Consider the following 24,709-nt stretch of genomic DNA (forward strand, 5'->3'; position numbering starts at 1 on the left):
ATGTTACGAATGGGAGACAATAAACTAAACATTGAAAGCCGATTAGCACAGATTGGGTCAGTGAAAGAGCCGGTGACGGGGGCAGTTAATTTCCCGATCTACCAATCTACTGCCTTCAGACATCCAAAGCTTGGTCAAAGTACTGGATTTGATTATATTCGTACGACGAACCCAACCAGAAAGGTTCTGGAAGAAGCAGCAGCCGAGCTGGAATCTGGTGATGCAGGGTTCGCATGCAGCTCGGGTATGGCGGCAATTATGACGATCTTTGCCAAATTCGGGCAAGGAGACCATCTGATTATTTCGCTTGATCTCTATGGCGGTACGTATCGTTTGGTGGAGCGGATCTTGTCCAAGAACGGCATTACCGCAAGCTACGTGGACACGAATGATATTGACGCACTCGAAAGTGTAAGAAATGAAAATACCAAAGCCATTTTTATTGAGACACCGACCAATCCTCTCATGATGATTACAGATATTGAGAAAGTCTGTGGCTGGGCAAGAAAGCATGGACTATTGTCTATTGTGGATAATACACTGCTTACACCGTATTTCCAGCGTCCCATTGAGCTTGGCGCAGATATTGTTATGCACAGTGCTACCAAATATCTGGGCGGTCATAACGATGTACTCTGTGGCCTCATTGTAACGAAGGGTAAAGAACTGTCGGAAGAGATGGCTTTTCTACATAATTCAATTGGAGCTGTACTCTCTCCAAGTGACAGCTATCAGCTGATGCGCGGTATGAAGACACTCGCGCTGCGTATGGAGCGGCATGAATACAACGCGACCAAAGTGGCAGAATTTCTACTCGAGCATTCACTAATTACGGATGTCTATTATCCTGCACTTACGGATCATGCAGGGCATGATATTCAAAATAAACAATCCAGCGGCAACACAGGCATTCTGTCCTTCAAAGTGAAGGATGCAAGATATGTGGAGCCGATCCTGAGACATATCAAGCTGGTCGCTTTTGCGGAGAGCTTGGGTGGAGTAGAGTCGCTTATGACCTATCCGGCTGTACAGACCCATGCGGATATTCCGGTGGAAATTCGCGATGCGATCGGTGTTGATGCGAGACTGCTTCGTTTCTCGGTTGGAATCGAGCATATTGATGATATCGTTGCTGATTTAAGTCAGGCGTTTGATAAGGCTCATCAAGAGATTGAGGGAGGCGCAGCACATGAGTAAGACAGACCGCGGCGACTCCTATAAATTTGATACGAAGCTCCTGCATTTCGGGGCAGAGATTGATGAAGGCACAGGGGCTTCAAGTGTGCCGATCTACCAGGCTTCCACTTTTCATCATCATGATATATTCTCTCCACCGGTTCATGATTACAGCCGTTCAGGGAATCCGACACGCCAGGCGCTCGAGGACTATATTGCTCTACTGGAAGGAGGCGTTCGAGGATTTGCTTACTCCTCTGGAATGGCCGCCATCTCCAGTGCACTAATGATCTTCTCTGCGGGAGATCATATTATCGCTACGGAAGATGTATATGGCGGCTCCTACCGTTTGCTCAGCACGATTTTGACCCGGATGAATATTGAAACCACATTTGTCGATATGACGGATCTGGACAAGGTCAAAGCCGCATATCGTTCGAATACCAAAGCTGTATTTATGGAAACACCGTCGAACCCAACGCTTCGTATTACTGATGTAGCAGGAGTGACAGCTTGGGCTCAGGAGAAAGGTCTGATTACACTCCTTGATAATACGTTCATGACTCCTTATTATCAGCGGCCGATCGAACAAGGTGTAGATATTGTTCTGCATAGTGCAACCAAATTCCTCGGTGGACATAGTGATGTGCTTGCCGGTCTTGCTGTAGCCCGTACAGAGGCCATTGGCAACGAGCTGAAGAAGCTGCAGAATGGTCTTGGCACGGTTCTTGGTGCTCAGGAATCCTGGCTGCTCATGCGCGGGATGAAGACACTGGGTGCAAGAATGGCACATTCAGAGCAAAGTGCCGCCAAGCTTGCCGCATGGCTGACGAATCGTTCTGACATTGATGCCGTGTACTATCCTGGCCTGATAAATCATCCTGGAAGAGAGATACATGAGAGTCAATCGACTGGATATGGGGCAGTTGTCTCCTTTGATGTAGGGTCGGGGGATCGTGCTAAGCAGGTGCTGAATGCAGTGAAGCTTCCGCTGGTTGCGGTAAGTCTTGGTGCGGTGGAGAGCATACTCTCTTACCCGGCGATGATGTCACATGCAGCAATGCCGCAGGATTTCAGGATTGACAGAGGGATTACAGACGGACTATTACGGTTCTCTGTAGGACTTGAAGATATCGATGATCTGATTGCGGATCTGGATCAGGCCTTGGGAGCCAATTAATAATGGCAACGGATAAACACGTATCGGTAATCTAAAGTTTATTGTGGAAAGAGAATTCAGTAGTTCAATGTGAACATTGTGATAATCTGAACAAATCTAACTACGGTAGAAGAAGCATGCTTGTAATAGGTGCTTCTTTTCACATTTAACCTATGTTACGATAGACAAGACAATATTTCTATTTATTGTTACATATTAACGATAAGGGAGGCTGCCGTATGAGCGGAGTAAACCATATCTTAGATAAAGCTTTGAATGGTGAGCGTCTGACTGTGGAGGACGCAACTCTTTTGTTTGAATCGGATGAAGTCGAAAAAATTGGTGAGGCTGCGCATGTCATCATGAAGCGGATGCATCCCGAACCGATCACGACGTTTGTCATCGGCCGGAACATCAACTACACGAATATATGTGATGTGTACTGCCGTTTTTGTGCTTTTTATCGCAGACCAGGCTCAGATGAAGGCTATGTGCTGCCGGACGAAGTGATTTTCCAAAAAATTCAGGAAACCCAGGACGTGGGCGGAACAGAAATACTAATGCAGGGAGGAACGAACCCTAACCTGTCATTCAGCTATTATACGGATCTGCTGCGCGGGATTAAAGAACGGTTCCCTGATATTACGATGCACTCTTTCTCTCCAGCTGAAATTATGAAAATGCGCGAAGTGTCCGATGGTTTATCCCTTGAAGAAGTAGTTAGGCAGATTCATGAAGCGGGACTTGATTCTCTTCCAGGCGGAGGGGCCGAGATTCTTGATGACCGCACACGCCGCAAGATCAGCCGGCTCAAGGGCTCATGGCGTGACTGGATGGATGTTATGCAGACCGCGCACAGAATCGGCATGAATACGACAGCAACGATGGTTATTGGTTTTGGCGAGACGATGGAGGAGCGGGCGCTTCATCTTCAGCGTGTTCGTGACGCCCAGGATGAATGCATCCAGAATGGGTATGATTCGGAAGGGTTCCTTGCGTTCATTCCTTGGACCTTCCAGCCGGATAACACCAATTTGAAAAAAGAGCGCCAAACTCCGGAAGCATATCTGAAGACAGTAGCGATCAGCCGCTTGTTCCTGGATAACATTAAGAATATTCAGTCTTCTTGGGTAACGATGGGACCGGAAGTCGGCAAGCTTTCCCTTCGTTACGGCTGCAATGACTTCGGAAGTACAATGATTGAGGAGAATGTGGTTTCTGCAGCGGGTGCTACACACAAAGTGAATATTAACTCTATTCTTGAACTGATTCGGGAGACAGGCAATACCCCGGCACAGCGGAATACGAAATACGAAATTTTACGAGTATTCGACAGCCCTGGCAGCAAGATTGAGAATGATTTTGTGATGCAGAATTAGATCAACCCATAAATAGCGCAGCAGGTACAGTGACCTGCTGCGCTTTTTTCATAACTTGTTATGATTTTTTGGCTCATCCATATTAAAGATCACACTAGCATGTGGGTCGACCGAACGAACGATGGATTTAAATGCTCTTGTTTCGAACACATGAATGGTGTAATAGAGAACCGGTATTCGATTCCAATCCGGTTCATCAGCCCGATTGGCTGTTGCATAGGGTTCAGGTACTCTATTAATCCTTGTTCTAATTGCCTGCTCCAGCTTATCTGTTTGCATACTGGCAATACAAACTTGACGGTTGAAGGTGAAGCCCCGCATTGCAAAATGGACGGCTTCAACAGCAATTAAGTAAGCAAGTATGGAGTACATGGCCTGCTGTGCGCCAAACTTAATGCCTGCTCCGGTAAGAATGAGAAGATTCATCACCATAATGATGCTTTCAAGCTTAATCTTCAATCTCTTCCCAGCCAGATTAGAGTTGGTATGGCTTACAGCCAGTGTATCCAGTGTACCGCCATTATTGAGCACGAGCCCAATGCCAAGTCCTAGAAACAAGCCGCCTAATATTGCAGCTGCCAGCGGATGAGTCAGGACTGCAGGCAAAGAATGGAGCATTAATGCACTTAGCGAGAATACTGTTAATCCAAGCACAGTGACAATGGCAAATTGCTTATGAACTTTCCTGTAAGAGAACAGTATGAATGGCAGGTTGAACAAGAATAAAAATAATCCAATCCGCATTTCCATTTGATATGCGATCATGGCAGATATGCCGGTGACACCACCCACGATGAGCTGATTGGGGTGCAGGAAAAGCTCCAGCCCGATCGATGCCAGAATGCTGCCCAAGGTCACGAGCAACAGCTTCTTCAACCAAACACGATGTGGCTTAGATACCTTGGATACTGCATCGATGGGACGAGTAGAATGTGGAGGCTGTTTCATTCTATTCCTCCTTTATTCATTCATCCTTGCTTTATCACATTACTCGATCGTTTTTTCTTGAAGCATTTCAGACTTCTGCTGCTTCTTCGTGTTCTTAAACTTGAAGACTTTATCCAGTAAACGATAAACTTGCTTGGACTCTTTGGTTAGAAGAGGTCCGAGTATGGCTAGAATAAGCACATAGATCGCAGCAAAAGGCTGAATGATTGCCATCAGTCCACCCGTTGCAGCCATGTTTGCCAGCAAGATAGAGAATTCTCCGCGGGAGACGATGGTCAGACCAATATTGGAGGAAGCCTTTGGAGACAACCCCGCACTCTTTCCGGCAAGCATACCAGCTGTAAAGTTACCTATTAAGGTAATAATTACGGCAATGAGAGCCAGCCATACGGCTTCTCCTCCAAGAGACAATGGATCGATAGATAGCCCAAAGCTAAAGAAGAAGATCGCACCGAAGAAATCCTTAAATGGCATGATCAGATGCTCGATCCGTTTCGCATGCGTAGTTTCTGCCAGAACAAGTCCGACAAGCAGGGCTCCGATGGCTTCAGCGACATGAATTGTTTCTGAGAAGCCGGCTACCAGGAATAAGGATCCGAAGATTACGAGTGAGAATAGCTCATTGTTTCGGATATTAAGCAGTTTATTCAAGAGAGGTACCAGCTTGCGTCCCAGGATAATAACAATCAGCATGTAGCCGAGAGCAATGAGTGCTGACATAATGACGCCGCCAATGGATGACGAGTCACTGAGAACCAGACCGGACAGAATAGAAATATAAACGGCGAGGAAGACGTCCTCAAACATGATAATACCCAGAATCATTTCCGTTTCCGGATTGGCTGTACGTTTTAGATCGACAAGCACTTTGGCAACGATGGCACTTGAAGATATGGTTGTAATACCTGCAATGATAAGTGCTTCTGCGACGGGAAAGCCGCCAGCAAAACCGAGAACGAGTCCCAGCGTGAAGTTAATACCTATATAAATACTGCCGCCAACGACGATGGACTTGCCTGACTTCAGCAATCTGCCGACTGAGAATTCAAGTCCCAGATAGAAGAGCAGAAACAAGACGCCGATACGGCCAAGGAAATCAATAAGATCGGCGCTCTCTATAAAACGAAAGTCGAGATGCCATATTTTAGCTGCATGAGGTCCTACCGCCATACCAATCAAAATGTAGAATGGAATAACGGAGAACCGGAGTTTAGACGAGATCAGTCCGGCAGCTGCGATTAGAGCGATCGCCAGACCGACTTCTAGTACCAAATGATCCACGTTCTCACCATCTTCCATCCTTTAAAATTTGTTTTAGTTTTTGCTGTTGATGTCTTTCACCTACTGCAATCAGAGTAGAATCGGCCGCAATCTTCAGATCCGGACCGGGGCTGATATGCTTCTTGTTATTCTTCTCCATAACGGCAATAATAGTCGCACCGGAATTCTGACGAATATCCAGTTCCCCGATAGTTTTGCCGACACAGTTATAGTTTCCATCAATCTTGTACCATTCAATAATTAAATCGTCCAGCGTCATCTCTACACGTTCAAGCTGCTTGGGCTTGTAAGTCATTCCACCAACAATCGCCGCCAGCTGACGTGCTTCATAATCCTCAAGTGAGATCATGGAGATGCTTTGGTCTGGATCCTCATATTCAAAGTGATACATTTCACGACGACCGTCGTCATGAATAACGACAACAATTTTATCTCCACTGCTGGTTGTAGCTTGAAATTTTCGGCCGATACCCGGCAGATCAGTTTCACGAATTTCCATGGTTGTTAATGCCTCCTATAAATCATGTTTTAGTTCTAATAGTATAGGCTGGGGCGTGTCTTAAAACTCACATATAGGCAGATCTCAATACCTATTCATCCACTGCTAAGCCTGCTAAAAGCTGAAAAGGCACCTTGCTTAGAATAAAATGGATTCAAATCTGTTTTCTTTTAAAGTCTTAAGACACGACCTAGTTAGACACCAACAAAAATAGAAGTGAATTTTATAGGCTCTAGGTAAAGCTTTCGCTTTATAAGGCCGTAATACGCCTTGAAGGGCGGATTAATAATGAGGTATTCGAACAGCAAGAATACCGCCAGCATCACGAACAGGTAATTCGCCTCGTTCAGTGCTTTAGGCTGGAATCCTGGTGACTTGATCATCGACTTAGGATGATTGCTCATTGTATTATCCATCGGTTCTTCATAGATCGGATCGCTTTTGCCTTTCATCTTAAGAAGATGCGTAGTGTCAACGTCTCCTTCAATCACCGGATACTGGAATGAGATGATCGGGATAATACAAATAAATACAATAAATATGAATTTATATACTGCTCTGTTGTATTTCATCTCTTATCCCTCCTAGCATGATACTGTTATAAAAATAATAACACAAATTTGTGTCGACTCCAAATAGGTATTTATTTTCTTTTATATTGAGAAAACATGACATACTTTCCAAAAAGCCGCTTCGTATATCCCCTTCTTGCTGACCATATAATAATTCTAAGAAAGAGAAGGGAGTGAGCCTTGTGGAATTGTTCGTGGTATGGACGGAGGCCCAGGATCAAGATACAGCGGAACACTTTTACCGATTCATTAAAGATAAGACCAAGGGGTTACATATAAGTAAACAAGGGTTCCGTTTCTCATATCGTCAGCATGAGGGCAAGGCAGCCTGGATCTGCAAAGGATATGAGAACCACCCGGGATTCGAAGAAGGATTGCCGCGTATGTATGAAATTATGGCTTCAGGTCTAGCTGATTATGTCATTGAATGCAAAGAAGAGCAGCAGCTGAAGCGAATGATTGAAAGGGAATGCATCAATATGGACCCGGATGAGATGGATCGGGTGAAGCTTATATGTGCACCTCTGTTGAAATCAAGATTGGAGACACAGCAGGGTACACGCGAGCTAAGACATGGCAAGCTCACAAGAGGCATTCTGGATACACTTCAGGACGTACCCGTTGTTCACTTGGAAGGAGCTATCCAATTTCGTCTTCAGGAATACAAGAATGAACTGCATGAGATTGTGGAGTATGCGTTAGACGAGTTTTATATGGATCGTCAATATGAAGAATTCATGAGCTTATTGAAATACTTTGTTTATTTTCAGGATCCCAAGGTCCCTTTAATCCATGTGGTTCATAAGGGCAAGCATGATTTTATTTTGCTTGACGAAGCTTATAAGCCGATGCCAATGCCTCAAGAAGATAGTGTAATTATGGAAATACCGGGTATGGAGCTGGAGATGGAAGTTGAGGATATGATTATAAGCAGATTAATCTCAATTTCTCCTAAAAAAATGAAGCTGCATACAGCAACTCCGGAATTTCCGCTCATCCATGCCATAACTCAAATATTTGAAGATAAGGTGGAAATCTGCCGAAGCTGTGTTCATTGCCGGAGCTTAACGGATTCTGGTTCATTGTCACTTGACGAAGAGGAAACTTTGGAATTATAATACTGTTTATTAAAAGCGATGACAAAGACAAGGGTCTTAGAGAAGGACAGTACAGAGAGAGGGAACATCAGGCTGCAATTTCCTCCGGTTACCTGCTACAGACTTACCCCTTTGTAGCTGCCGTTCAGAACGTTTATCCTTACGAGGAAGCTAGTAAGAACCGCCGGAATCATGTCCGTTATCATGCATGCTTAAATGAGGGCTGATTAGTGCAATTTATGGCTGAAGCAGCTGAATTAGGGTGGAACCACGAGTATAAACACTCGTCCCTTGCCGGGACGGGTGTTTTTTGCGTTCGCGTAATATACACTCTTTCGTCACCGGCTTATACAAGCGATGAGGAGGAAGTAGACATGTCAGTTAGTATCAAATTGCCAGACGGATCTGTCAGAGAGTATGAGAATGGAGCCAGCATTCTTGATGTTGCAGCTTCCATTAGCAGCGGACTGAAAAAGAATGCTCTAGCAGGTAAGATGGATGGAATTGTGGTGGATCTGTCCACTCCGCTTCGGGAGGGAGCTGTAGTCGAGATCGTAACAGGCGATTCTTCAGATGGACTTGAAGTGCTTCGTCACAGTTCCGCTCATTTGCTGGCCCAAGCGGTTAAACGTCTATTTGGAAACAAAGAGGTTCACCTCGGTGTAGGTCCCGTCATTGAAGATGGATTCTATTACGATATGGATCTTGAGCATGGGCTTAACCCCGAAGATTTGCTCAAGATCGAGAAAGAAATGGAACGAATCGTGAATGAGAATCTTCCGATCGTTCGCAAAGAAGTGAGCAGAGAAGAAGCGCTTCGCATTTTTGATGAAGTAGGCGATCCTTACAAACTGGAGCTGATCCGCGATCTCCCGGAGGACAGTATCATTTCTATTTATGAGCAAGGTGAATTCTTCGATTTATGCCGCGGACCACACGTTCCTTCAACTGGCAAAATCAAGGTGTTCAAGCTGATGAACGTGGCCGGAGCATACTGGCGCGGTGACAGCAAGAATAAAATGCTGCAGCGTGTATACGGTACTGCGTTTGCCAAGAAAGCTCAGCTTGATGAGCATTTGCATTACCTCGAAGAGGCAAAGAAGCGTGACCATCGTAAGCTGGGTAAAGAGCTGGGCATGTTCACTTTCTCTCAATTAGTAGGTCAAGGGCTGCCGATCTGGCTGCCGAATGGTGCCAAGCTGCGCCGTACACTGGAGCGCTACATTGTAGATTTGGAAGAAAGTCTTGGATATCAGCACGTGTATACTCCAGTACTCGGTAATGTCGAGCTCTACAAAACTTCGGGTCACTGGGAGCACTATCAGGAGGATATGTTCCCGACAATGGAGCTGGATAACGAGGCGCTTGTCCTTCGTCCGATGAACTGTCCGCACCATATGATGGTATATAAAAATGAAATGCACAGCTATCGTGATCTGCCTGTCCGTATTGCGGAGCTTGGTATGATGCATCGTTATGAAATGTCAGGAGCGCTGACTGGGTTGCACCGCGTACGTGCGATGACACTGAACGATTCCCATATTTTCTGCCGTCCGGATCAGATCAAGGAAGAATTCGCACGTGTTATTGAGCTGATTAAGATTGCTTACAAAGATTTCGGAATTCAGGACTATCGTTTCCGTCTGTCGTATCGTGATCCTCAGGATACAGAGAAGTACTTCCAAAACGACGAGATGTGGGAAATGTCGCAGCGCATGCTCAAAGAGGTTGTAGAAGGTCTCGATATGCCGTTCTATGAAGCTGAAGGAGAAGCGGCATTCTATGGTCCGAAATTGGATGTCCAAATTAAAACAGCACTTGGTAAGGAAGAGACATTATCGACTGTACAGCTTGACTTCCTGCTGCCAGAGCGTTTCGAACTCGAATACGTTGGGGAAGACGGCCAGAAGCATCGTCCAGTTGTGATCCATCGCGGAATTCTGTCTACAATGGAACGCTTCACTGCGTTCTTGCTTGAGAACTTTGCCGGCAGTCTTCCGCTGTGGCTATCTCCGGTTCAAGCCAAAGTCATCCCGGTATCCATTCACTTTGAAGAGTATGCTCGTCAGGTTGAAGACCAGCTTAAGCGTGCCGGAATTTCCGTAGAAGCCGATCTGCGGAATGAGAAATTGGGCTACAAAATTCGTGAAGCTCAGCTGGAGAAGACTCCTTATATGTTCATTGTCGGAGAAAATGAAATGAATGAAGGCAGTGTATCTGTCCGCAAACGCGGTGAGGGAGATCTCGGAGCGAAGCCGCTGCAAGAGGTTGTGGTGATGCTCAAAGAGGAAATTAATTCACGTACAGTGTAGAAAAAATCAGCTAAGAATCAATTTCATATTTCACTATGAAATTGATTCTTTTTGCATAATATTTATTTGATATGGGGAACCTCTGCTAATGAAAGGGAGGTTCTTTCTTATGGGATATCGCATGATTCGGCGACGTATGATGTTACTTCAATTTCTGCTCATCTGTTACTCCTTATGGTGCTGTAATCCGCAGGCTATGGCTCGGGACACTCAGAATTCAGAGGCTGTTCTCGCTCCCAAAAGCGAGCAGGTGCTGCACACGATACATGTAACAGCTACTGGTTATACGGCAGGATATGAATCAACAGGAAAACGACCGAATCATCCTGAGTATGGAATTACTTACTCCGGCGTCAAAGTGCACCGTAATAAAGAAGGAGTTTCGACCATTGCTGCTGATCCCAAGGTGTTTCCGCTTGGCACCGTCCTGTATATTCCTGGTTATGGATATGGCATTGTAGCGGATACAGGTTCTGCCATCAAAGGCTCCAAGATCGACTTGTATTTTCCCACGACAAGGGATGTGTATAGTGAATGGGGAAAGCGGGATGTGCAGGTGCAAGTCGTGAAACAAGGGAATGGAAAATGTACAGAGCAAATGATCAAGCAGCTAGGAGAGGCGTTAACGGTTAATAAATTTATCCCGGATGCACTGCTTGACAAGGAAATCTAATAGCTGCTATATCAGGCGAGTCCGAGGAAATCGACAGCATTTTCTGTGCATTTCTTCGGGCTTTTTTTGTGTTGTTATTATTTTTAGCGAGCTGAATAAGATCGCATATATCGTCACATAATATTTTTCGGGGATTGAAAGACACCCCGCCCAGATATCAGCATGCAGATCATTCACTTGCGTGAAAAGGGAGGTGAACCAAGTGAAAAAAGCAAATTCTCAAAACGCTCAAGGTTACCAAACACCAAATGAGAAGTATGATGCGGAATTTGGAGCAGAGCAAAATGATGTTGCACAAAAAGTTCAACAAGCAAAAACGAACAAAGTGCAAGAGAACTTCCAAACACCGAATGAGAAGTTTGATGCAGAATTTGGCACAGAGCCAAACGCTGCTGCACAAAAAGTTCAACAGTCTAAAATGAACAAAAAACAATAATGCATAGAGGACAGGCCCTTCGGGGCCTGTTTTTTACATTAAAAGGAAATTTATCGGTCTAGAGACTGAAATGAATTTCATTCCAGCGCCGCTCCTTCATTTCATTTCGTTGACATATAATGAATACATACAAGCAGTGTATATGAATAAGCAATTCGTAAGGGAAAGTCAAAAATGAATTGAGGAGATCAAAGCTATGTTTAACAGGATTGTAGGCGCGGCCCTTCTTATTGGTGTCGGGATTATTGTGTTTCTTCGGCTTAGGGATACAGGAGATATCAACTTGGGGTATATTATTTCGACATTCTGGCCGGTTATCTTATTGTATCTCGGTTTTATCAATTTAAAGGAAAGGAATAATGTTGGCGGTCTGGTGCTGCTCACGCTAGGTATTTATTTTATGGGCAAAAATCTAGGGTTTGTGTCGCTCTCGTTCGGTGACTTATTCCGGTATGCAATTCCTGCTGCCCTTGTGGGAGGCGGCTTGTATGTCCTTCTTAGCCCGCGAAGAAGAGATCGCAAAAAACATAAAGAGCACTCGGAGTCTCATCATTCCGCACCTTTCCCGAATCATATCCCGGTTGAGCCTGAGCCCCCGATGTATAGTGATCTAGACCAACAGTTCGAGCAGAAATTTGGAAAGACTTACGATCATGACGACAGCAGTGAAGGTAAAAAATCTCCAGGGGAAGAAGATTACCATTTTGAACACAATCAGAAGCATCAACATAAGAATAAGCATCATAAGAATAATCATCATAAGAAAAAGCATGAGTACAACTACAGCTATGAATGGGACAACAGCGAGAAGAACACTGGTTACACGTATAATGACGGCTCGAAGTTAAACAAATCTACATTTATAGGTGAAATTAAGCTGGGTGACGAATATTATGAACTCAAGCCTACCAACATATCTCAGTTTATCGGTGACACCGTCATTGATTTAACCAAAGCACAAATTCCTTATGGAGAAACAAGAATTAATATTTCTGCGTTTATTGGTGACATCAAAGTATTTACACCTAGAGATATGGACCTCGGCATTATCGTCAACTCCAATTCTTTTATTGGAGATATGACCGTGCTGAGTGAAACCAAGAGCGGGTTTATGGGGAATGTCAGTGCACAGACACCGAATTATAAAGAAGCAGAGAAGAAAGTTCGTATCGTCGTCAGTGTGTTCATCGGTGACGTTAAAGTAAACTCGGTAGGTTAACATGATGAAGATGATATTCCGTACAGCCAAATGGGAGCTCTTGTTGTTCTTTGCCATAAACAGTCTGATTACGATCGGAATTATCTACACAGCGCTCAGGAGGGGATTTGTAGACTTTACGCAGTCTCCATCCTGGATCTATTCAGTGATTACGATTGTGATTACAACCATCATTATCGGATATATTGCAGGGCTGCGCATTCAGCGCAAAATTGATATGCTGGATTTAAGCATGCTGCAGGTTACAAAAGGGAATCTTTCCACTCGAATGAGTGAAACGGAGGATTCCTCTTTTTCCAGTATATATCGCCAGTTTAACACGATGATGGATGCCGTCGAGCACAAGGTAAAATGGGTGCAGAAATGGGGAGAACAGGAGGTAGTGGAGAAGGAGAAGGCTGCTGAAACCGCAGTGCTCGAGGAGAGACGGCGAATGGCCAGAGATTTGCACGATACGGTTAGTCAGCAGCTATTTGCCATTCATATGTCTGCTTCTGCTTTGCCAGCATTGCTTCAAAATGGAAATGAAGAGCAAGGTAAGAGGGTCCTAGATCAGCTTATTACGATGTCTCAGACGGCCCAGAAGCAGATGAGAGCACTCATTGCACAGTTGCGGCCGGTTGAGCTTGAGAATCGAAGTCTTGCTGAGGCGCTTGAAATCTGGTTCCCGGATTATTGTAGGCAAAATGGGCTGAAGGGTGTTAAAGAGCTGGAGATCATAGGTGATATTTCTGAAGCAATCGAGCATCAAATGTTTCTGATTATACAAGAAGCGATGGCGAACATTGTTAAGCACTCGGAGGCCAGCTTTGTAAGCCTGTCGCTTAGAGAAGAGCTCAGACAAATCGCGTTTAGTGTAAGTGACAACGGCAAGGGATTCAAGGCAGATGCGTCAGGAAGACAGGGGTCATACGGACTGATGACGATGAAGGAAAGAGCGGAAAAGCTCGGAGGTCATGTAGATATCATTACACTGCCAGGAGCAGGTACAACAATAAGAGTTCATATACCCAAATTCCCAGACGAAACCTAACCCAGGTATTTACTACCTTTAATAAGGAGAAGGAACGGATGAACGTACAGAAGACAAAGATTATGATCGTTGACGATCATGATATGGTAAGGATGGGTTTAAAAACGTATCTTAGTTTGGATCCTTCATTTGAAGTCGTTCTCGAAGGAACAGATGGACAACACGCCATCGAGCTTCTTCGAAGCTGTGCTGCAGACGACTTGCCAGAACTGATTCTAATGGATTTGATGATGCCGCGGCTGAATGGAGCTGAGGCGACCAGAGCAATTCTGCCTGAATTTCCGAATGTAAAAATCATTATTTTGACCAGTTTTCTGGAAGATCATCTCGTGCTCGAAGCTATTGAATCTGGAGCGGTCAGCTATGTATTAAAAACCGTCTCTGCGGAAGAGTTGATCTATGCTCTTCAAGGAGCAAAGAGAGGCATGCCTGTCATGACCAATGATATATCCAGAGCGCTGACAAGAGGACTGCGTCAAAAAACCGTGAAGGAAGATGATTCAGGGATGACGGAGCGGGAAAAGGAAGTGCTGCTGCTCATTGCTGAAGGAAAGAGCAATAAGGATATTTCTGAAGAGCTTCATATTAGTATTAAGACCGTGAAGACGCATGTCAGCAACCTGCTAATGAAATTTGAAATGGAAGATCGAACACAACTTGCTATCTATGCCCATCGAAAAGGCTGGGTAAATACATAAGCGATATTTACTATCTTTATAACGTCATTTTTATAATACGTTCTATGAATTTATGCGGTTTTATCTCCTTTTTAATTGTTTTTAATGTGTACTTAAGGTTTAAAGTACAAAATAAAGACAGTTAATAGAACATCTCTTCTGTATGAGATTAGGAGGTCAAACGACATGAGCGACAGTAACAACAATAACAGATTCGGTCGTGAAGATGATGAGCGTGAACAATCATTTAATGAATCCCGCAAATCCGAAAACAGCGGCTCTTACTATTATTCCTACGGACCATTTCAATCTATGAATACCGATAAGGAGAATCCGGCTCCTGAGGCAAACGATGTAGAGGTCACACCTCCTGAGCCGATTAAGCCTATACCTACCATGGTCGAAAGAAGCTCAAGCAATTTTACTCGTTCAGGCGGTTCTTACATCCGTCCCGATAACGAATCTCAAGGTTCGAGCGGAGGCGGCGGAGATCAGCGGAACTGGAATTATAACCGCAAGCCCAAATCGAGATCAAACTTCAAGACAGGTGTATTTTCCTTTATTGCAGGCATGTTAGTTATTGCTGTCCTGATGTTTACATCAGATCGTATGAATCTATTTACCCCGGAAGCAGCGTTTTCGAACAACACAACTTCTGCAGGCGAAACGGCCAGCAGTGAACCAGCCACCTCAAGCGGCTCAGGTATAACGACTTCATTGCCTGTGGGTTCACAAGACATATCTGGTGTCGTTAGCAAAGTAAGTCCCGCTGTCGTAGAAATTGAGACCTTCTCAAACTCAGCATCAAGTAATTCAAGACAAAGTCCATACTATAACGATCCACTATATCAATACTTCTTCGGTGGTAATGGTGGTGGAAGCAGCTCGAACAACGGTAACGGAAACGGAAGCAGCGGACAATCCAATCAGCTGACTCCTTTGGGAGTAGGATCAGGATTTATCTTTGAAAAAGACGGTTACATTCTCACCAATGAGCATGTTGTCTCTGGTGCTGATGTTATCCAGGTTACACTTGAGGACAACAATAAACCGTACGAGGCGAAGCTGCTCGGTAGCAGTCCGGATCTGGATCTGGCCGTGCTCAAAATCGAAGGAGATGATTTTCCAGTTGCAGCTATGGGTAATTCAGATGAGGTAGAGGTAGGAGAATGGCTCGTTGCTATCGGTAATCCAGGCGGATTTGAGCATACGGTAACAGCAGGAGTGCTGTCCGCGAAGGATCGTACGATTACCATTAATGATGAAACAACAGGAGCAGCGAATGAGTACAAAAACCTGCTGCAAACGGATGCTTCAATTAACCCAGGGAACTCGGGAGGTCCGCTTCTCAACCTGCAAGGTGAAGTTATCGGTATGAACGTGGCTGTAAGTGCAGATGCGCAGGGTATTGGATTTGCCATTCCTTCCAGCGTAATTCTGAATGTCGTTGATAAGCTTAAAAATAATGAAGAAATTCCGAAAGAGCCAGAACCCTTCATCGGTGCGTCTCTGATGGATTTGACTCCGGAAGTAGCTAAACAAATGGGAACTGATCTTACAGAAGGTTCTGTTGTCATGAACCTGGTTTACCAATCTCCGGCTTATACTGCAGATCTTCGTCCGTATGATATTATTACAGGGATCAACGGAGAGAACTATGCAACAACAACCGATCTCATCGAACAGATTCAAACTCATAAAGTCGGGGATGAAATTACGCTGAATGTAAACAGAGACGGTAATACGATGGATGTCAAAGTAAAGATCGGCGACCGGAATGACTTTGACACCACTGAACAGCAAAATTCGCAGAGCATAGCGCCGTAAGTGAAAGAACGTCAGTATTAATGTCTGATAAGCTGAAAGCGAAGGGGAGGCGCCCTTTCGCTTTTTTGCCTTCTTCTATGAGATAGAAAGCAATCGCGATGCCTGATACAATATAAGGTAGAAAGAGAACCATTCAAATGAATGGGATAAAGAAGGAGATGCTGGGGTGCGTTCGAAGATCTTGATTATTGATGACGACGATAAAATTATATCCATGCTTAGAAGAGGTCTTGCCTTTGAAGGTTATGATGTGCTTACGGCATCAAATGGGGCCGAGGGTTTACAAAAAATGCTAGAGGTCGAACCTGATGTTGTGGTCCTTGATGTAATGATGCCCAAGGTGGATGGATTTGAAGTATGCAGACGGCTTAGGGAAGGGGGAAGTAGTGTCCCTATTCTGATGCTGACCGCAAAAGACGAAATTGAGCAGCGTGTCAAGGGTCTTGACCTTGGTGCAGATGATTATCTTGTTAAGCCGTTTGCACTGGAGGAGCTGCTTGCCAGGGTTAGGGCGCTGTTAAGACGTAAAACGGAAACAAATGAGAGCAGCAATAATCGACTGACATTCGAAGATGTGATCTTGGATTATGATGCGCGTGAGGTGCATCGTGCAGGACAGCGCCTAGATTTGACGGCAAAAGAGTTCGAGCTTCTGTATTTGTTCATGCAGAATCCAAAACGCGTGCTGTCCAGAGATTTGATTATGGATAAAATATGGGGATTTGATTACAGCGGAGAATCAAACGTACTTGAGGTATATATTGCTATGCTTCGGCAAAAAACAGAAGAACACGGAGGTAAACGTATTATTCAGACCATTCGTGGCGCGGGTTATATTCTGAGAGGAGACAACTAGTATGTCCATCCGGTTACGGCTGACTTTATGGTATTCAGGCTTGCTTGCTGCCGTACTGCTTCTATTTGGTTCTGTAATATACGCCCTTGTGCATTATTACGCATATGAAGATGTAGAATCCGAGATCCTCACCCAGACCAAGAGCATCAGTCAGCGAATTAGTGCTGTGCTCGTTCGAAATCCGGATTTTACTGAAGAGCTGAACTTGATTCTTCCAGAGAAGGCTAATCAGCTTGCAGATTTGCAGATTTACGTTCAGTTATATAACTATACAAGCGACAGAGCGGTGGCTTCTGATAATTTGCGTGATTACCGGTTTAGCGTACCTGATTTTAGTAAAGCGGGAACGAGCGAAGGTTGGGCAAGAATGACTGTGGACAATTCGCCTTTTCTCGTATATCAGTTTCCATTGGTATTACAATCGACCGATCAGGTTATTGGCATGCTGCAAGTTGGTACGATTACGGCATCAGAAGATCGTTTAATGGACAGACTGTTGCTTATTCTGATCTATGTATCCATTATTACTCTTGTTCTGGCGATGAGTGTCGGATTGTTTCTTGCCCGCAAGTCCATGCGTCCGCTTATCCATATTATTGATGCGGCAGATGGTATTCAGTCCGGAAATGATCTGAGCATACGAATTGAGTATAACGGACCAAATGATGAGATTGGCAAACTGATCACTACGGTTAATAACATGCTTGAACGTACAGAGGGATTCTTCAAAGAGCTGGAGGATGCTTATGCAGCTCAAAGACGGTTCGTCTCTGACGCTTCTCATGAATTAAGAACTCCACTGACAACCATCAGGGGAAATACGGATTTCTTAAAGAAGCTATGGGACCCCGATCCGGAGGATCGCAAAGCGCTGACAAATGAAATGAAGGAACAAATAACCCTTGAAGCAATTGAGGATATTGCAGATGAGGGCAGACGTATGAGCAGGCTCGTTAATGATATGCTGTCTCTGGCTCGTGCGGATACGGGGCAGACAATTGATCTGAATCCGACTCCGCTGTCGATCCTGGTGAAGGATGTAGCGCGCAGAGCTCAGCATCTTCCTCGTACGGCTGAATGGAAATACAGCGATTTTGAAGTCCTGAATGGCACCTATGTTCTAGGCAATAAGGATTATTTGCAGCAAATGCTGTTTATCTTTATAGAGAATGCCTTTAAGTATACCCCTGAGGGGATAGTGACCTTGGATGCTGTAGTGTATAACGGACAAGTTGGTCTACGCATTAGTGACACGGGCATTGGGATGGACAAGAATGAAGTGCCTTATATCTTTGACCGCTTCTATAGAGCAGATGAGTCAAGGGGGATAACAAAGGGCACTGGACTTGGATTATCCATCGCAAAATGGATTATTGATGAGCATAACGGCTCAGTGGAGGTTGTGACTAAGCTGGGAGAAGGGACGACATTTATTGTATGGCTCCCGCTCGAGTTGGCTCCCCCTTTAGAATAAGGTATAATACGAAATGCGGAGCTTTTTTCTAAGTTGATGATTTAAGGCTCCATTATGTGTAAAGAAAGCAGGTGGCAACATGGAAGTACTACGAATTTCTCCTCGCGGTTACTGCTATGGTGTGGTAGATGCTATGGTGCTCGCAAGACAGGCGGCGAACAATTTGGATTTACCGCGGCCCATTTATATACTTGGTATGATTGTTCATAACAGTCATGTGACGAATTCCTTTGAAGACGAAGGCATTATTACGCTCGATGGCCCGAATCGGATGGAGATCTTGAAGCAGGTTGATAAAGGTACGGTTATTTTTACAGCTCATGGGGTTTCTCCTGAAGTCCGCAAGCTGGCAAGAGACAAAGGTCTTACGACCGTTGATGCAACATGTCCGGATGTAACTAAGACTCACGACCTGATTAAAGAAAAGTCTACAGAAGGCTATCAAATTATTTATATCGGCAAAAAGGGGCATCCTGAACCGGAGGGAGCCATTGGTATTGCTCCGGATTGTGTTCATCTTATTGAACGTGAGGACGAGATTGATACTCTAGATGTTCCAAACGGCAAAATCATCATCACAAACCAGACGACGATGAGTCAATGGGATATTAAACACATTATGAAGAAGCTGCTGGACAAATACCCGGGGGCAGAAGTGCATAATGAGATATGTTTGGCCACGCAGGTTCGTCAGGAAGCTGTTGCAGAGCAGGCAGGTCAAGCAGATCTGGTGATCGTTGTCGGTGATCCGCGCAGCAATAACTCAAATCGTTTGGCTCAAGTATCGGAAGAGATCGCAGGAACTACAGCATACAGGGTATCTGATGTAACTGAGATTAAACAGGAGTGGCTCCATGGCATTAAGAAAGTTGCCGTGACTTCGGGAGCATCCACGCCTACTCCGATTACAAAGGAAGTCATTACCTATCTAGAGCAGTATGATCAAGAGAACCCGGAGACTTGGGAAATTCGACGGACCATCAACATGAAGAAGCTGCTCCCGCAAGTTCGGGTAAAAACAAATTCATAAAACCATCATGAGGAAGGTCGGCATCTCGCTGATCTTCCTCTTTCATTAAGAATTAATTAATCAGAGAAGTGTCAAAATGATAAGGAAATACATACACTAATCTAATTATTGACGAAGGAGACATAATGATGTATAGTTGCTTTAACGTATAAAAGCTTAAAAGCGAACAAGCGTTTAAGTGTGAATAAGTTCTACAGAATATGAGGTCATTCATAATAAAATAGACTTTAATTTCTTATTGAGAGGCAGGTATCGATTATATATGATCGTTATAACTGGAAACACTACGCCTGAGGAGCAGCTTCAGGATATTATTGCCGTCATAGAGAAGGAAGGACTCCAGGTTCATCTCTCCAGAGGGAAGGATCGGACCGTAATCGGACTCATTGGTTCCGTTGAGCCTAAACTTGCAGAACATTTACGACAAATGAAAGGTGTAGAGAACGTGGTCAAAATTTCGAAATCATACAAACTAGCAAGCAGAGACTTTCATCCTGAGGATACAGTCATTTCAATAAAAGGCGTAAATATTGGCGGCGGCGAGCTGGTCGTCATGGGTGGTCCATGTGCGGTTGAATCCGCTGAGCAGATCGATGAGATTGCGGGGCTCGTTAAAGCAGCAGGAGGTCAAATACTTCGCGGAGGAGCATTTAAACCACGGACGGGACCTTACAGCTTCCAAGGGGTTGGTGTGGAAGGACTTATCATGATGGCGGAAGCGGGGAAGAAACATGACCTTCTAACCATTACTGAGGTCATGACCCCTGAATATGTAGACATTTGCGCTGAGTATGCAGATATCCTCCAAGTCGGAACACGTAACATGCAAAATTTTGATTTGCTTCGCAAGCTTGGAACTTGCGGTAAGCCTGTGCTTCTTAAACGCGGCTTCAGTGCTACTTATGATGAATTCTTGAATGCGGCCGAGTACATCCTGGCTGGAGGGAATCCGAATGTCATGCTCTGTGAACGCGGAATCCGCACATTTGAGACCTACACTCGGAATACACTGGATTTGTCAGCAATTCCTGTGCTTCAGCAGCTCAGCCATTTGCCGGTCATTTCGGACCCGAGTCATGGAACGGGACGCAGAGAGCTTGTTGAACCGATGACGAAGGCTTCTGTAGCGGCAGGTGCAGATGGTTTGATTATTGAAATGCATACGGACCCTGACAATTCGATGACTGGCGATGGCGTTCAATCATTGTTCCCGGATCAGTTTGCTCATTTGCTTCAGGATTTGGAGAAGCTTGCTCCAATTGTAGGTAAGTCATTTAATACAAAGAAATCACCTATAACTGCAAGTCTTTAATAATGACAAAGACGAAATTTTAATTATAATAGGTAAAATATTAATAAAATGTAAAATTAAATGTATCATTCTCATGTGATAAATTGCCTATCTTTCCGGCTTCTAAACCGGAGATTTAGGCTATTTGTCTATATTCGTATTTTTTCATTAAAGTGTGAGTATATCTTACACTAGTATAAAAAATACCTGACATAAGTATTGACGATGTAAGATTTGGGATTTATACTTACCTCAGTTAAAAATTCGATTTAATGAACATTCACAAGGCTTAGCTCGTCAAATGTTCGGAAAATTTGGGAGGAAGAACACATGTCTGTTGAAAATGTATTGAAATCAATTCAGGAAAACAACATTGAATGGGTAGATTTTCGTTTTGTAGATCTATCTGGCCGCGCTCACCATATCTCACTGCCAGCATCTGAAGTTGAAGCAGAAACCTTTGTTAACGGGGTAGCATTTGATGGATCTTCTATTCCAGGTTTCCGTGGTATCGAAGAATCCGATATGGTAATGATGCCGGATCCAGAATCCACTTTTATTGACCCATTCACAGCACATCCTACACTAAACGTAATGTGTGATATTTTCACTCCAGACGGAGAGCGTTATGAGCGTGACCCGCGCGGCATCGCTGTTAAAGCCGAAGAATATCTGCAAAAAGCAGGTATCGGTACACGTGCAAACTTTGCTCCGGAATCCGAATTCTTTATCTTTGACGACGTTCGCTACGAAAGTGGAACGAACAGCTCATCTTACTATGTTGATTCCGAAGAAGCAGCTTGGAATACAAACCGCAAAGAAGAAGGCGGTAACCTTGGTTTCAAGATCCGCACTAAAGGCGGATACGTTCCTGTAGCTCCAATGGATACTCAACAAGATATCCGCAGCGAAATGTCCCGTCTTCTTGATGAAGTAGGGATTCGCGTAGAGCGTCACCATCATGAAGTTGCGACTGCGGGTCAAGCAGAAATCAACTTCCGTTTTGATACATTGAAGAAAACAGCAGATAACCTGCTCGTTTATAAATACATCGTTCATAATACAGCTCGTCAATACGGCAAAGTGGCGACCTTCATGCCTAAACCGCTCTTCGGCGATAACGGCAGTGGAATGCACGTTCACCAATCCATCTTTGACGGCGATACTCCTTTGTTCTACGAAAAAGGCGCATATGCTAACCTAAGTGAAATGGCGCTTCACTACATTGGCGGTATTCTGTACCATGCTCCAGCGCTTATTGCACTTACTAACCCTAGTACAAACTCGTTTAAGCGTCTTGTACCTGGTTATGAAGCGCCAGTTAACCTTGTGTACTCCAAAGGTAACCGTTCTGCAGCGGTACGTATTCCAGTTGCAGCTGTAACACCTAAAGGATGCCGTATCGAGTTCCGTACTCCGGACTCTACTGCTAACCCTTATCTTGCTTTTGCAGCTATGCTTATGGCGGGTCTTGATGGTATCAAACGGAAGATCAACCCTACGGAGCTTGGATATGGTCCAATCGACAAGAACATCTATGAACTGTCTGATGCAGACAAAGAGAACATCCGCAGCGTGCCGGCTTCCCTCGATGAGGCGCTTGACGCTCTTGCATCTGACTTTGAGTTCTTGACAGAAGGCGGCGTATTCACTAAAGAATTCATTGATAACTACATTGAATTCAAACGTGGCGAAGCTAAAGCTGTATCTATCCGTGTTCATCCGCATGAATACAGCCTGTACTTCGACTGCTAATCAGCACTCATATCACATAATGATTAATCATAAGCCCTCGGGAAATTTCAATTTCCCGGGGGTTTCCCTTATTCGTAACGATACTGCCTTATATTCGTGCGAAAAGCACTTGAAGACACGAACGATAACTGCTATCATACCAATAATCATACGTATCATAAGATGTTATATATGGATAGTCTAACTTGGAGAGAAGGGCGGTTTTTATATTGAGTAAGAGAGCATTTAACTTCAATGCGGGACCTGCGGCACTGCCATTAGAGGTGCTCAATCGGGCACAAGCTGAATTTGTCGATTATAAGAACACAGGCATGTCGATTATGGAGATGTCCCATCGCGGGGCAGTTTATGAAGCTGTGCATAACGAAGCCCAGGAACGCCTTCTTGCGCTTCTCGGTAACCCGACGGGTTATAAAGTGTTATTCCTGCAAGGCGGTGCAAGCACACAATTTGCTATGATACCGATGAATTTCCTGTCTGCTGGCCAAACAGCTCATTATGTACATACAGGGAGCTGGGCGAAGAAGGCGCTGTCTGAGGCAAAACTGATCGGCGAGACGAGCATTATTGCTTCAGGTGAGTCCTCGAAGTTCATGAAGCTACCAGAGCTCTCTGATATTGAACTGAATAGCAATGCCGCTTACCTGCATATGACTTCAAACGAAACGATAGAGGGAACACAGTTTAGAGACTTCCCGGATACAGGAACGACTCCTTTAATTGTAGATATGTCCAGTGATATTCTAAGCAGATCGCTTGATATGACGAAATTCGATATGATCTACGCAGGGGCTCAAAAAAATCTTGGACCATCCGGGGTTACCGTCGTCGTAGCTAAAGAGGAGCTTGTTAACGAATCGCCTAAACATCTCCCTTCCATGCTCCGTTATGATACATTTGTAAGCAACAATTCTCTCTATAATACACCGCCATCCTTTGGTATTTATATGGTTAACGAAGTTCTGAAATGGATAGAAGAACAAGGAGGTCTTGCCGGCGTTGAAGCGAAGAATGAAGAGAAGGCAGGCATCCTCTATAATACAATAGACGAGAGCAATGGCTTCTTCCGAGGCTGCGCCCATTCTGGAGATCGTTCAAGAATGAACGTTACATTCCGGATTGCGGATGAGGGACTGGAGAAGGCATTTATCAAGCAATCTGAGCAAGAAGGATTTATCGGCTTGAAGGGACATCGCAGCGTAGGCGGCCTGCGTGCTTCTATTTACAATGCAGTTCCAATGGAGAGTGTAAAAGCGCTGACTGATTTTATGAAACAATTCCAGCAGACACATGGCTAAGATTCAATAAAGGCATCGGAAATACGGGGCACTTCCTGCAAATATTGTGGGAGGTGCTTTTTTATATTATAATTTTATTTTATACGATTCGAATTTTCATCATTATTCAGGTTTTGCTGCATGATATGGCAAAATTCTGCAGTCCATTATAAGAGGGGATTAGAGTCAAATGGCATTACATATCGTACTTGTGGAACCAGAGATTCCAGCAAACACAGGAAATATTGCAAGAACCTGCGCAGCAACAGGAACACATTTGCATTTGGTGCATCCGCTCGGATTTAACACGGATGATCGCACCTTGAAACGGGCGGGATTGGATTATTGGCATTCGGTAAATATCGAATACCATAATTCGTTTGATGAAGTTAGACAGAAATATGCAGATAGCCGATTTTTCTATGCAACCACCAAAGCGAAAAATCGTTTCAGTGATTTCGAGTTTAAAGATGGTGACTTTCTAGTATTTGGAAAGGAAACAAAAGGTCTCCCGCCTGAACTTATTAATGCAAATCCAGATACCTGTATGCGAATGCCTATGACGGATGCAGTCAGATCGCTAAATCTGTCGAATTCAGCAGCGATTATCGTTTATGAAGCGCTTAGGCAGCTGGATTATCCTGGCATGAATTAAATCCCAACTTTTGGTATCTTACTTTCAAAAAATGGGTACCTAAAATAAAGTTAATATTTTTATTAATTCTTGCAGGATTCGAC

Annotated in this window: 22 protein-coding genes; 18 read left to right on the forward strand and 4 right to left on the reverse strand. The window is 44.4% G+C overall.

What is annotated here, in order from left to right; translation table 11 throughout:
* Positions 1-9: 9 nt before the first annotated feature.
* From BM415_RS02970 to mqnC, 3 genes are all read left to right on the forward strand, one after another.
* Positions 10-1,197, forward strand: a complete 1,188-nt coding sequence (locus tag BM415_RS02970; protein WP_091154425.1) for an aminotransferase class I/II-fold pyridoxal phosphate-dependent enzyme — start codon at positions 10-12, stop codon at positions 1,195-1,197.
* Positions 1,190-2,356 carry an aminotransferase class I/II-fold pyridoxal phosphate-dependent enzyme gene (locus BM415_RS02975; RefSeq protein WP_091154427.1) on the forward strand — a complete coding sequence of 389 codons (1,167 nt, stop codon included), beginning with the start codon at positions 1,190-1,192 and terminating at the stop codon, positions 2,354-2,356. Before BM415_RS02970 ends, BM415_RS02975 begins: the two co-directional genes overlap by 8 nt.
* 218 nt (positions 2,357-2,574) lie before the next feature.
* Positions 2,575-3,714, forward strand: a complete 1,140-nt coding sequence (mqnC, locus tag BM415_RS02980; protein WP_091154429.1) for a cyclic dehypoxanthinyl futalosine synthase — start codon at positions 2,575-2,577, stop codon at positions 3,712-3,714.
* Between the two features lie 48 nt (positions 3,715-3,762).
* Here mqnC and BM415_RS02985 read toward each other — a convergent pair whose 3' ends face one another.
* From BM415_RS02985 to BM415_RS03000, 4 genes are all read right to left on the reverse strand, one after another.
* Entirely contained in the window at positions 3,763-4,662 is a 900-nt protein-coding gene (locus tag BM415_RS02985; protein WP_091154430.1) for a YitT family protein, read from the reverse strand.
* Positions 4,663-4,701: 39 nt separating this feature from the next.
* On the reverse strand, positions 4,702-5,943 hold the full coding sequence (locus tag BM415_RS02990; protein WP_091159016.1) for a cation:proton antiporter: 1,242 nt from the start codon (positions 5,941-5,943) through the stop codon (positions 4,702-4,704).
* 4 nt (positions 5,944-5,947) lie between these two features.
* Positions 5,948-6,442: a cation:proton antiporter regulatory subunit gene (locus tag BM415_RS02995; RefSeq protein ID WP_091154433.1), complete on the reverse strand. Its 495-nt coding sequence runs from the start codon at positions 6,440-6,442 to the stop codon at positions 5,948-5,950.
* 194 nt (positions 6,443-6,636) lie between these two features.
* Positions 6,637-7,014 (reverse strand): hypothetical protein, encoded by a 378-nt coding sequence (locus BM415_RS03000; RefSeq protein ID WP_091154435.1) that lies wholly within the window; start codon positions 7,012-7,014, stop codon positions 6,637-6,639.
* Positions 7,015-7,196: 182 nt separating this feature from the next.
* Between BM415_RS03000 and BM415_RS03005 the strand changes: the two genes are divergently transcribed.
* The 15 genes from BM415_RS03005 (at position 7,197) to trmL (ending at position 24,626) form a co-directional block, all read left to right on the forward strand.
* The gene (locus BM415_RS03005) at positions 7,197-8,132 is read left to right on the forward strand and encodes a putative sporulation protein YtxC (RefSeq protein ID WP_091154438.1); all 936 of its coding nucleotides are present in this window, start codon (positions 7,197-7,199) and stop codon (positions 8,130-8,132) included.
* 353 nt (positions 8,133-8,485) lie between these two features.
* The gene (thrS, locus tag BM415_RS03010; RefSeq protein WP_091154441.1) at positions 8,486-10,423 is read left to right on the forward strand and encodes a threonine--tRNA ligase; all 1,938 of its coding nucleotides are present in this window, start codon (positions 8,486-8,488) and stop codon (positions 10,421-10,423) included.
* A gap of 109 nt (positions 10,424-10,532) precedes the next feature.
* Positions 10,533-11,096, forward strand: coding sequence for a 3D domain-containing protein (locus tag BM415_RS03015; RefSeq protein ID WP_091154443.1), 564 nt, complete (start codon positions 10,533-10,535; stop codon positions 11,094-11,096).
* 202 nt (positions 11,097-11,298) lie between these two features.
* Positions 11,299-11,532 carry a hypothetical protein gene (locus BM415_RS03020; RefSeq protein ID WP_091154445.1) on the forward strand — a complete coding sequence of 78 codons (234 nt, stop codon included), beginning with the start codon at positions 11,299-11,301 and terminating at the stop codon, positions 11,530-11,532.
* Positions 11,533-11,728: 196 nt separating this feature from the next.
* Positions 11,729-12,751, forward strand: a complete 1,023-nt coding sequence (liaF, locus tag BM415_RS03025; RefSeq protein WP_091154448.1) for a cell wall-active antibiotics response protein LiaF — start codon at positions 11,729-11,731, stop codon at positions 12,749-12,751.
* A gap of 4 nt (positions 12,752-12,755) precedes the next feature.
* Positions 12,756-13,784 carry a sensor histidine kinase gene (locus BM415_RS03030; RefSeq protein ID WP_091159018.1) on the forward strand — a complete coding sequence of 343 codons (1,029 nt, stop codon included), beginning with the start codon at positions 12,756-12,758 and terminating at the stop codon, positions 13,782-13,784.
* A 38-nt stretch (positions 13,785-13,822) separates the two neighbouring features.
* The gene (locus BM415_RS03035) at positions 13,823-14,482 is read left to right on the forward strand and encodes a response regulator (protein WP_091154450.1); all 660 of its coding nucleotides are present in this window, start codon (positions 13,823-13,825) and stop codon (positions 14,480-14,482) included.
* Positions 14,483-14,647: 165 nt separating this feature from the next.
* Positions 14,648-16,288 carry a S1C family serine protease gene (locus BM415_RS03040; protein WP_091154452.1) on the forward strand — a complete coding sequence of 547 codons (1,641 nt, stop codon included), beginning with the start codon at positions 14,648-14,650 and terminating at the stop codon, positions 16,286-16,288.
* 166 nt (positions 16,289-16,454) lie between these two features.
* Positions 16,455-17,144 (forward strand): response regulator transcription factor, encoded by a 690-nt coding sequence (locus tag BM415_RS03045; RefSeq protein ID WP_091154455.1) that lies wholly within the window; start codon positions 16,455-16,457, stop codon positions 17,142-17,144.
* A gap of 1 nt (position 17,145) precedes the next feature.
* On the forward strand, positions 17,146-18,618 hold the full coding sequence (locus tag BM415_RS03050) for a sensor histidine kinase (protein ID WP_091154456.1): 1,473 nt from the start codon (positions 17,146-17,148) through the stop codon (positions 18,616-18,618).
* Between the two features lie 79 nt (positions 18,619-18,697).
* Complete coding sequence (locus tag BM415_RS03055) at positions 18,698-19,648, forward strand: 4-hydroxy-3-methylbut-2-enyl diphosphate reductase (RefSeq protein WP_091154459.1); 951 nt, start codon at positions 18,698-18,700, stop codon at positions 19,646-19,648.
* A gap of 262 nt (positions 19,649-19,910) precedes the next feature.
* Positions 19,911-20,960 (forward strand): 3-deoxy-7-phosphoheptulonate synthase, encoded by a 1,050-nt coding sequence (aroF, locus tag BM415_RS03060; RefSeq protein WP_091154462.1) that lies wholly within the window; start codon positions 19,911-19,913, stop codon positions 20,958-20,960.
* A 309-nt stretch (positions 20,961-21,269) separates the two neighbouring features.
* Positions 21,270-22,694, forward strand: a complete 1,425-nt coding sequence (gene glnA / locus BM415_RS03065) for a type I glutamate--ammonia ligase (protein ID WP_091154464.1) — start codon at positions 21,270-21,272, stop codon at positions 22,692-22,694.
* 209 nt (positions 22,695-22,903) lie between these two features.
* Positions 22,904-23,992, forward strand: coding sequence for a 3-phosphoserine/phosphohydroxythreonine transaminase (serC, locus tag BM415_RS03070; protein WP_091154466.1), 1,089 nt, complete (start codon positions 22,904-22,906; stop codon positions 23,990-23,992).
* A 169-nt stretch (positions 23,993-24,161) separates the two neighbouring features.
* A complete protein-coding gene (trmL, locus tag BM415_RS03075) occupies positions 24,162-24,626 on the forward strand; it encodes a tRNA (uridine(34)/cytosine(34)/5-carboxymethylaminomethyluridine(34)-2'-O)-methyltransferase TrmL (protein ID WP_091154468.1) in 465 nt (154 codons plus the stop codon).
* Positions 24,627-24,709 lie beyond the last annotated feature (83 nt).

This window comes from Paenibacillus sp. 453mf, assembly GCF_900116105.1.
GTDB classification, from domain to species: Bacteria; Bacillota; Bacilli; order Paenibacillales; family Paenibacillaceae; genus Paenibacillus; species Paenibacillus provencensis.

Excerpts from the sequence above, each read along its gene's own strand:
- BM415_RS02975 (WP_091154427.1), top strand. The coding sequence starts at position 1,190 with ATGAGTAAGACAGACCGCGGCGACTCCTATAAATTTGATACGAAGCTC.
- BM415_RS03055 (WP_091154459.1), top strand. The coding sequence starts at position 18,698 with ATGGAAGTACTACGAATTTCTCCTCGCGGTTACTGCTATGGTGTGGTA.
- thrS (WP_091154441.1), top strand. The coding sequence starts at position 8,486 with ATGTCAGTTAGTATCAAATTGCCAGACGGATCTGTCAGAGAGTATGAG.
- BM415_RS03040 (WP_091154452.1), top strand. The coding sequence starts at position 14,648 with ATGAGCGACAGTAACAACAATAACAGATTCGGTCGTGAAGATGATGAG.
- aroF (WP_091154462.1), top strand. The coding sequence starts at position 19,911 with ATGATCGTTATAACTGGAAACACTACGCCTGAGGAGCAGCTTCAGGAT.
- BM415_RS03000 (WP_091154435.1), bottom strand. The coding sequence starts at position 7,014 with ATGAAATACAACAGAGCAGTATATAAATTCATATTTATTGTATTTATT.
- BM415_RS03030 (WP_091159018.1), top strand. The coding sequence starts at position 12,756 with ATGAAGATGATATTCCGTACAGCCAAATGGGAGCTCTTGTTGTTCTTT.
- liaF (WP_091154448.1), top strand. The coding sequence starts at position 11,729 with ATGTTTAACAGGATTGTAGGCGCGGCCCTTCTTATTGGTGTCGGGATT.
- BM415_RS03015 (WP_091154443.1), top strand. The coding sequence starts at position 10,533 with ATGGGATATCGCATGATTCGGCGACGTATGATGTTACTTCAATTTCTG.
- trmL (WP_091154468.1), top strand. The coding sequence starts at position 24,162 with ATGGCATTACATATCGTACTTGTGGAACCAGAGATTCCAGCAAACACA.
- BM415_RS03050 (WP_091154456.1), top strand. The coding sequence starts at position 17,146 with ATGTCCATCCGGTTACGGCTGACTTTATGGTATTCAGGCTTGCTTGCT.
- mqnC (WP_091154429.1), top strand. The coding sequence starts at position 2,575 with ATGAGCGGAGTAAACCATATCTTAGATAAAGCTTTGAATGGTGAGCGT.
- BM415_RS02995 (WP_091154433.1), bottom strand. The coding sequence starts at position 6,442 with ATGGAAATTCGTGAAACTGATCTGCCGGGTATCGGCCGAAAATTTCAA.
- glnA (WP_091154464.1), top strand. The coding sequence starts at position 21,270 with ATGTCTGTTGAAAATGTATTGAAATCAATTCAGGAAAACAACATTGAA.
- BM415_RS02970 (WP_091154425.1), top strand. The coding sequence starts at position 10 with ATGGGAGACAATAAACTAAACATTGAAAGCCGATTAGCACAGATTGGG.
- BM415_RS03035 (WP_091154450.1), top strand. The coding sequence starts at position 13,823 with ATGAACGTACAGAAGACAAAGATTATGATCGTTGACGATCATGATATG.
- BM415_RS02985 (WP_091154430.1), bottom strand. The coding sequence starts at position 4,662 with ATGAAACAGCCTCCACATTCTACTCGTCCCATCGATGCAGTATCCAAG.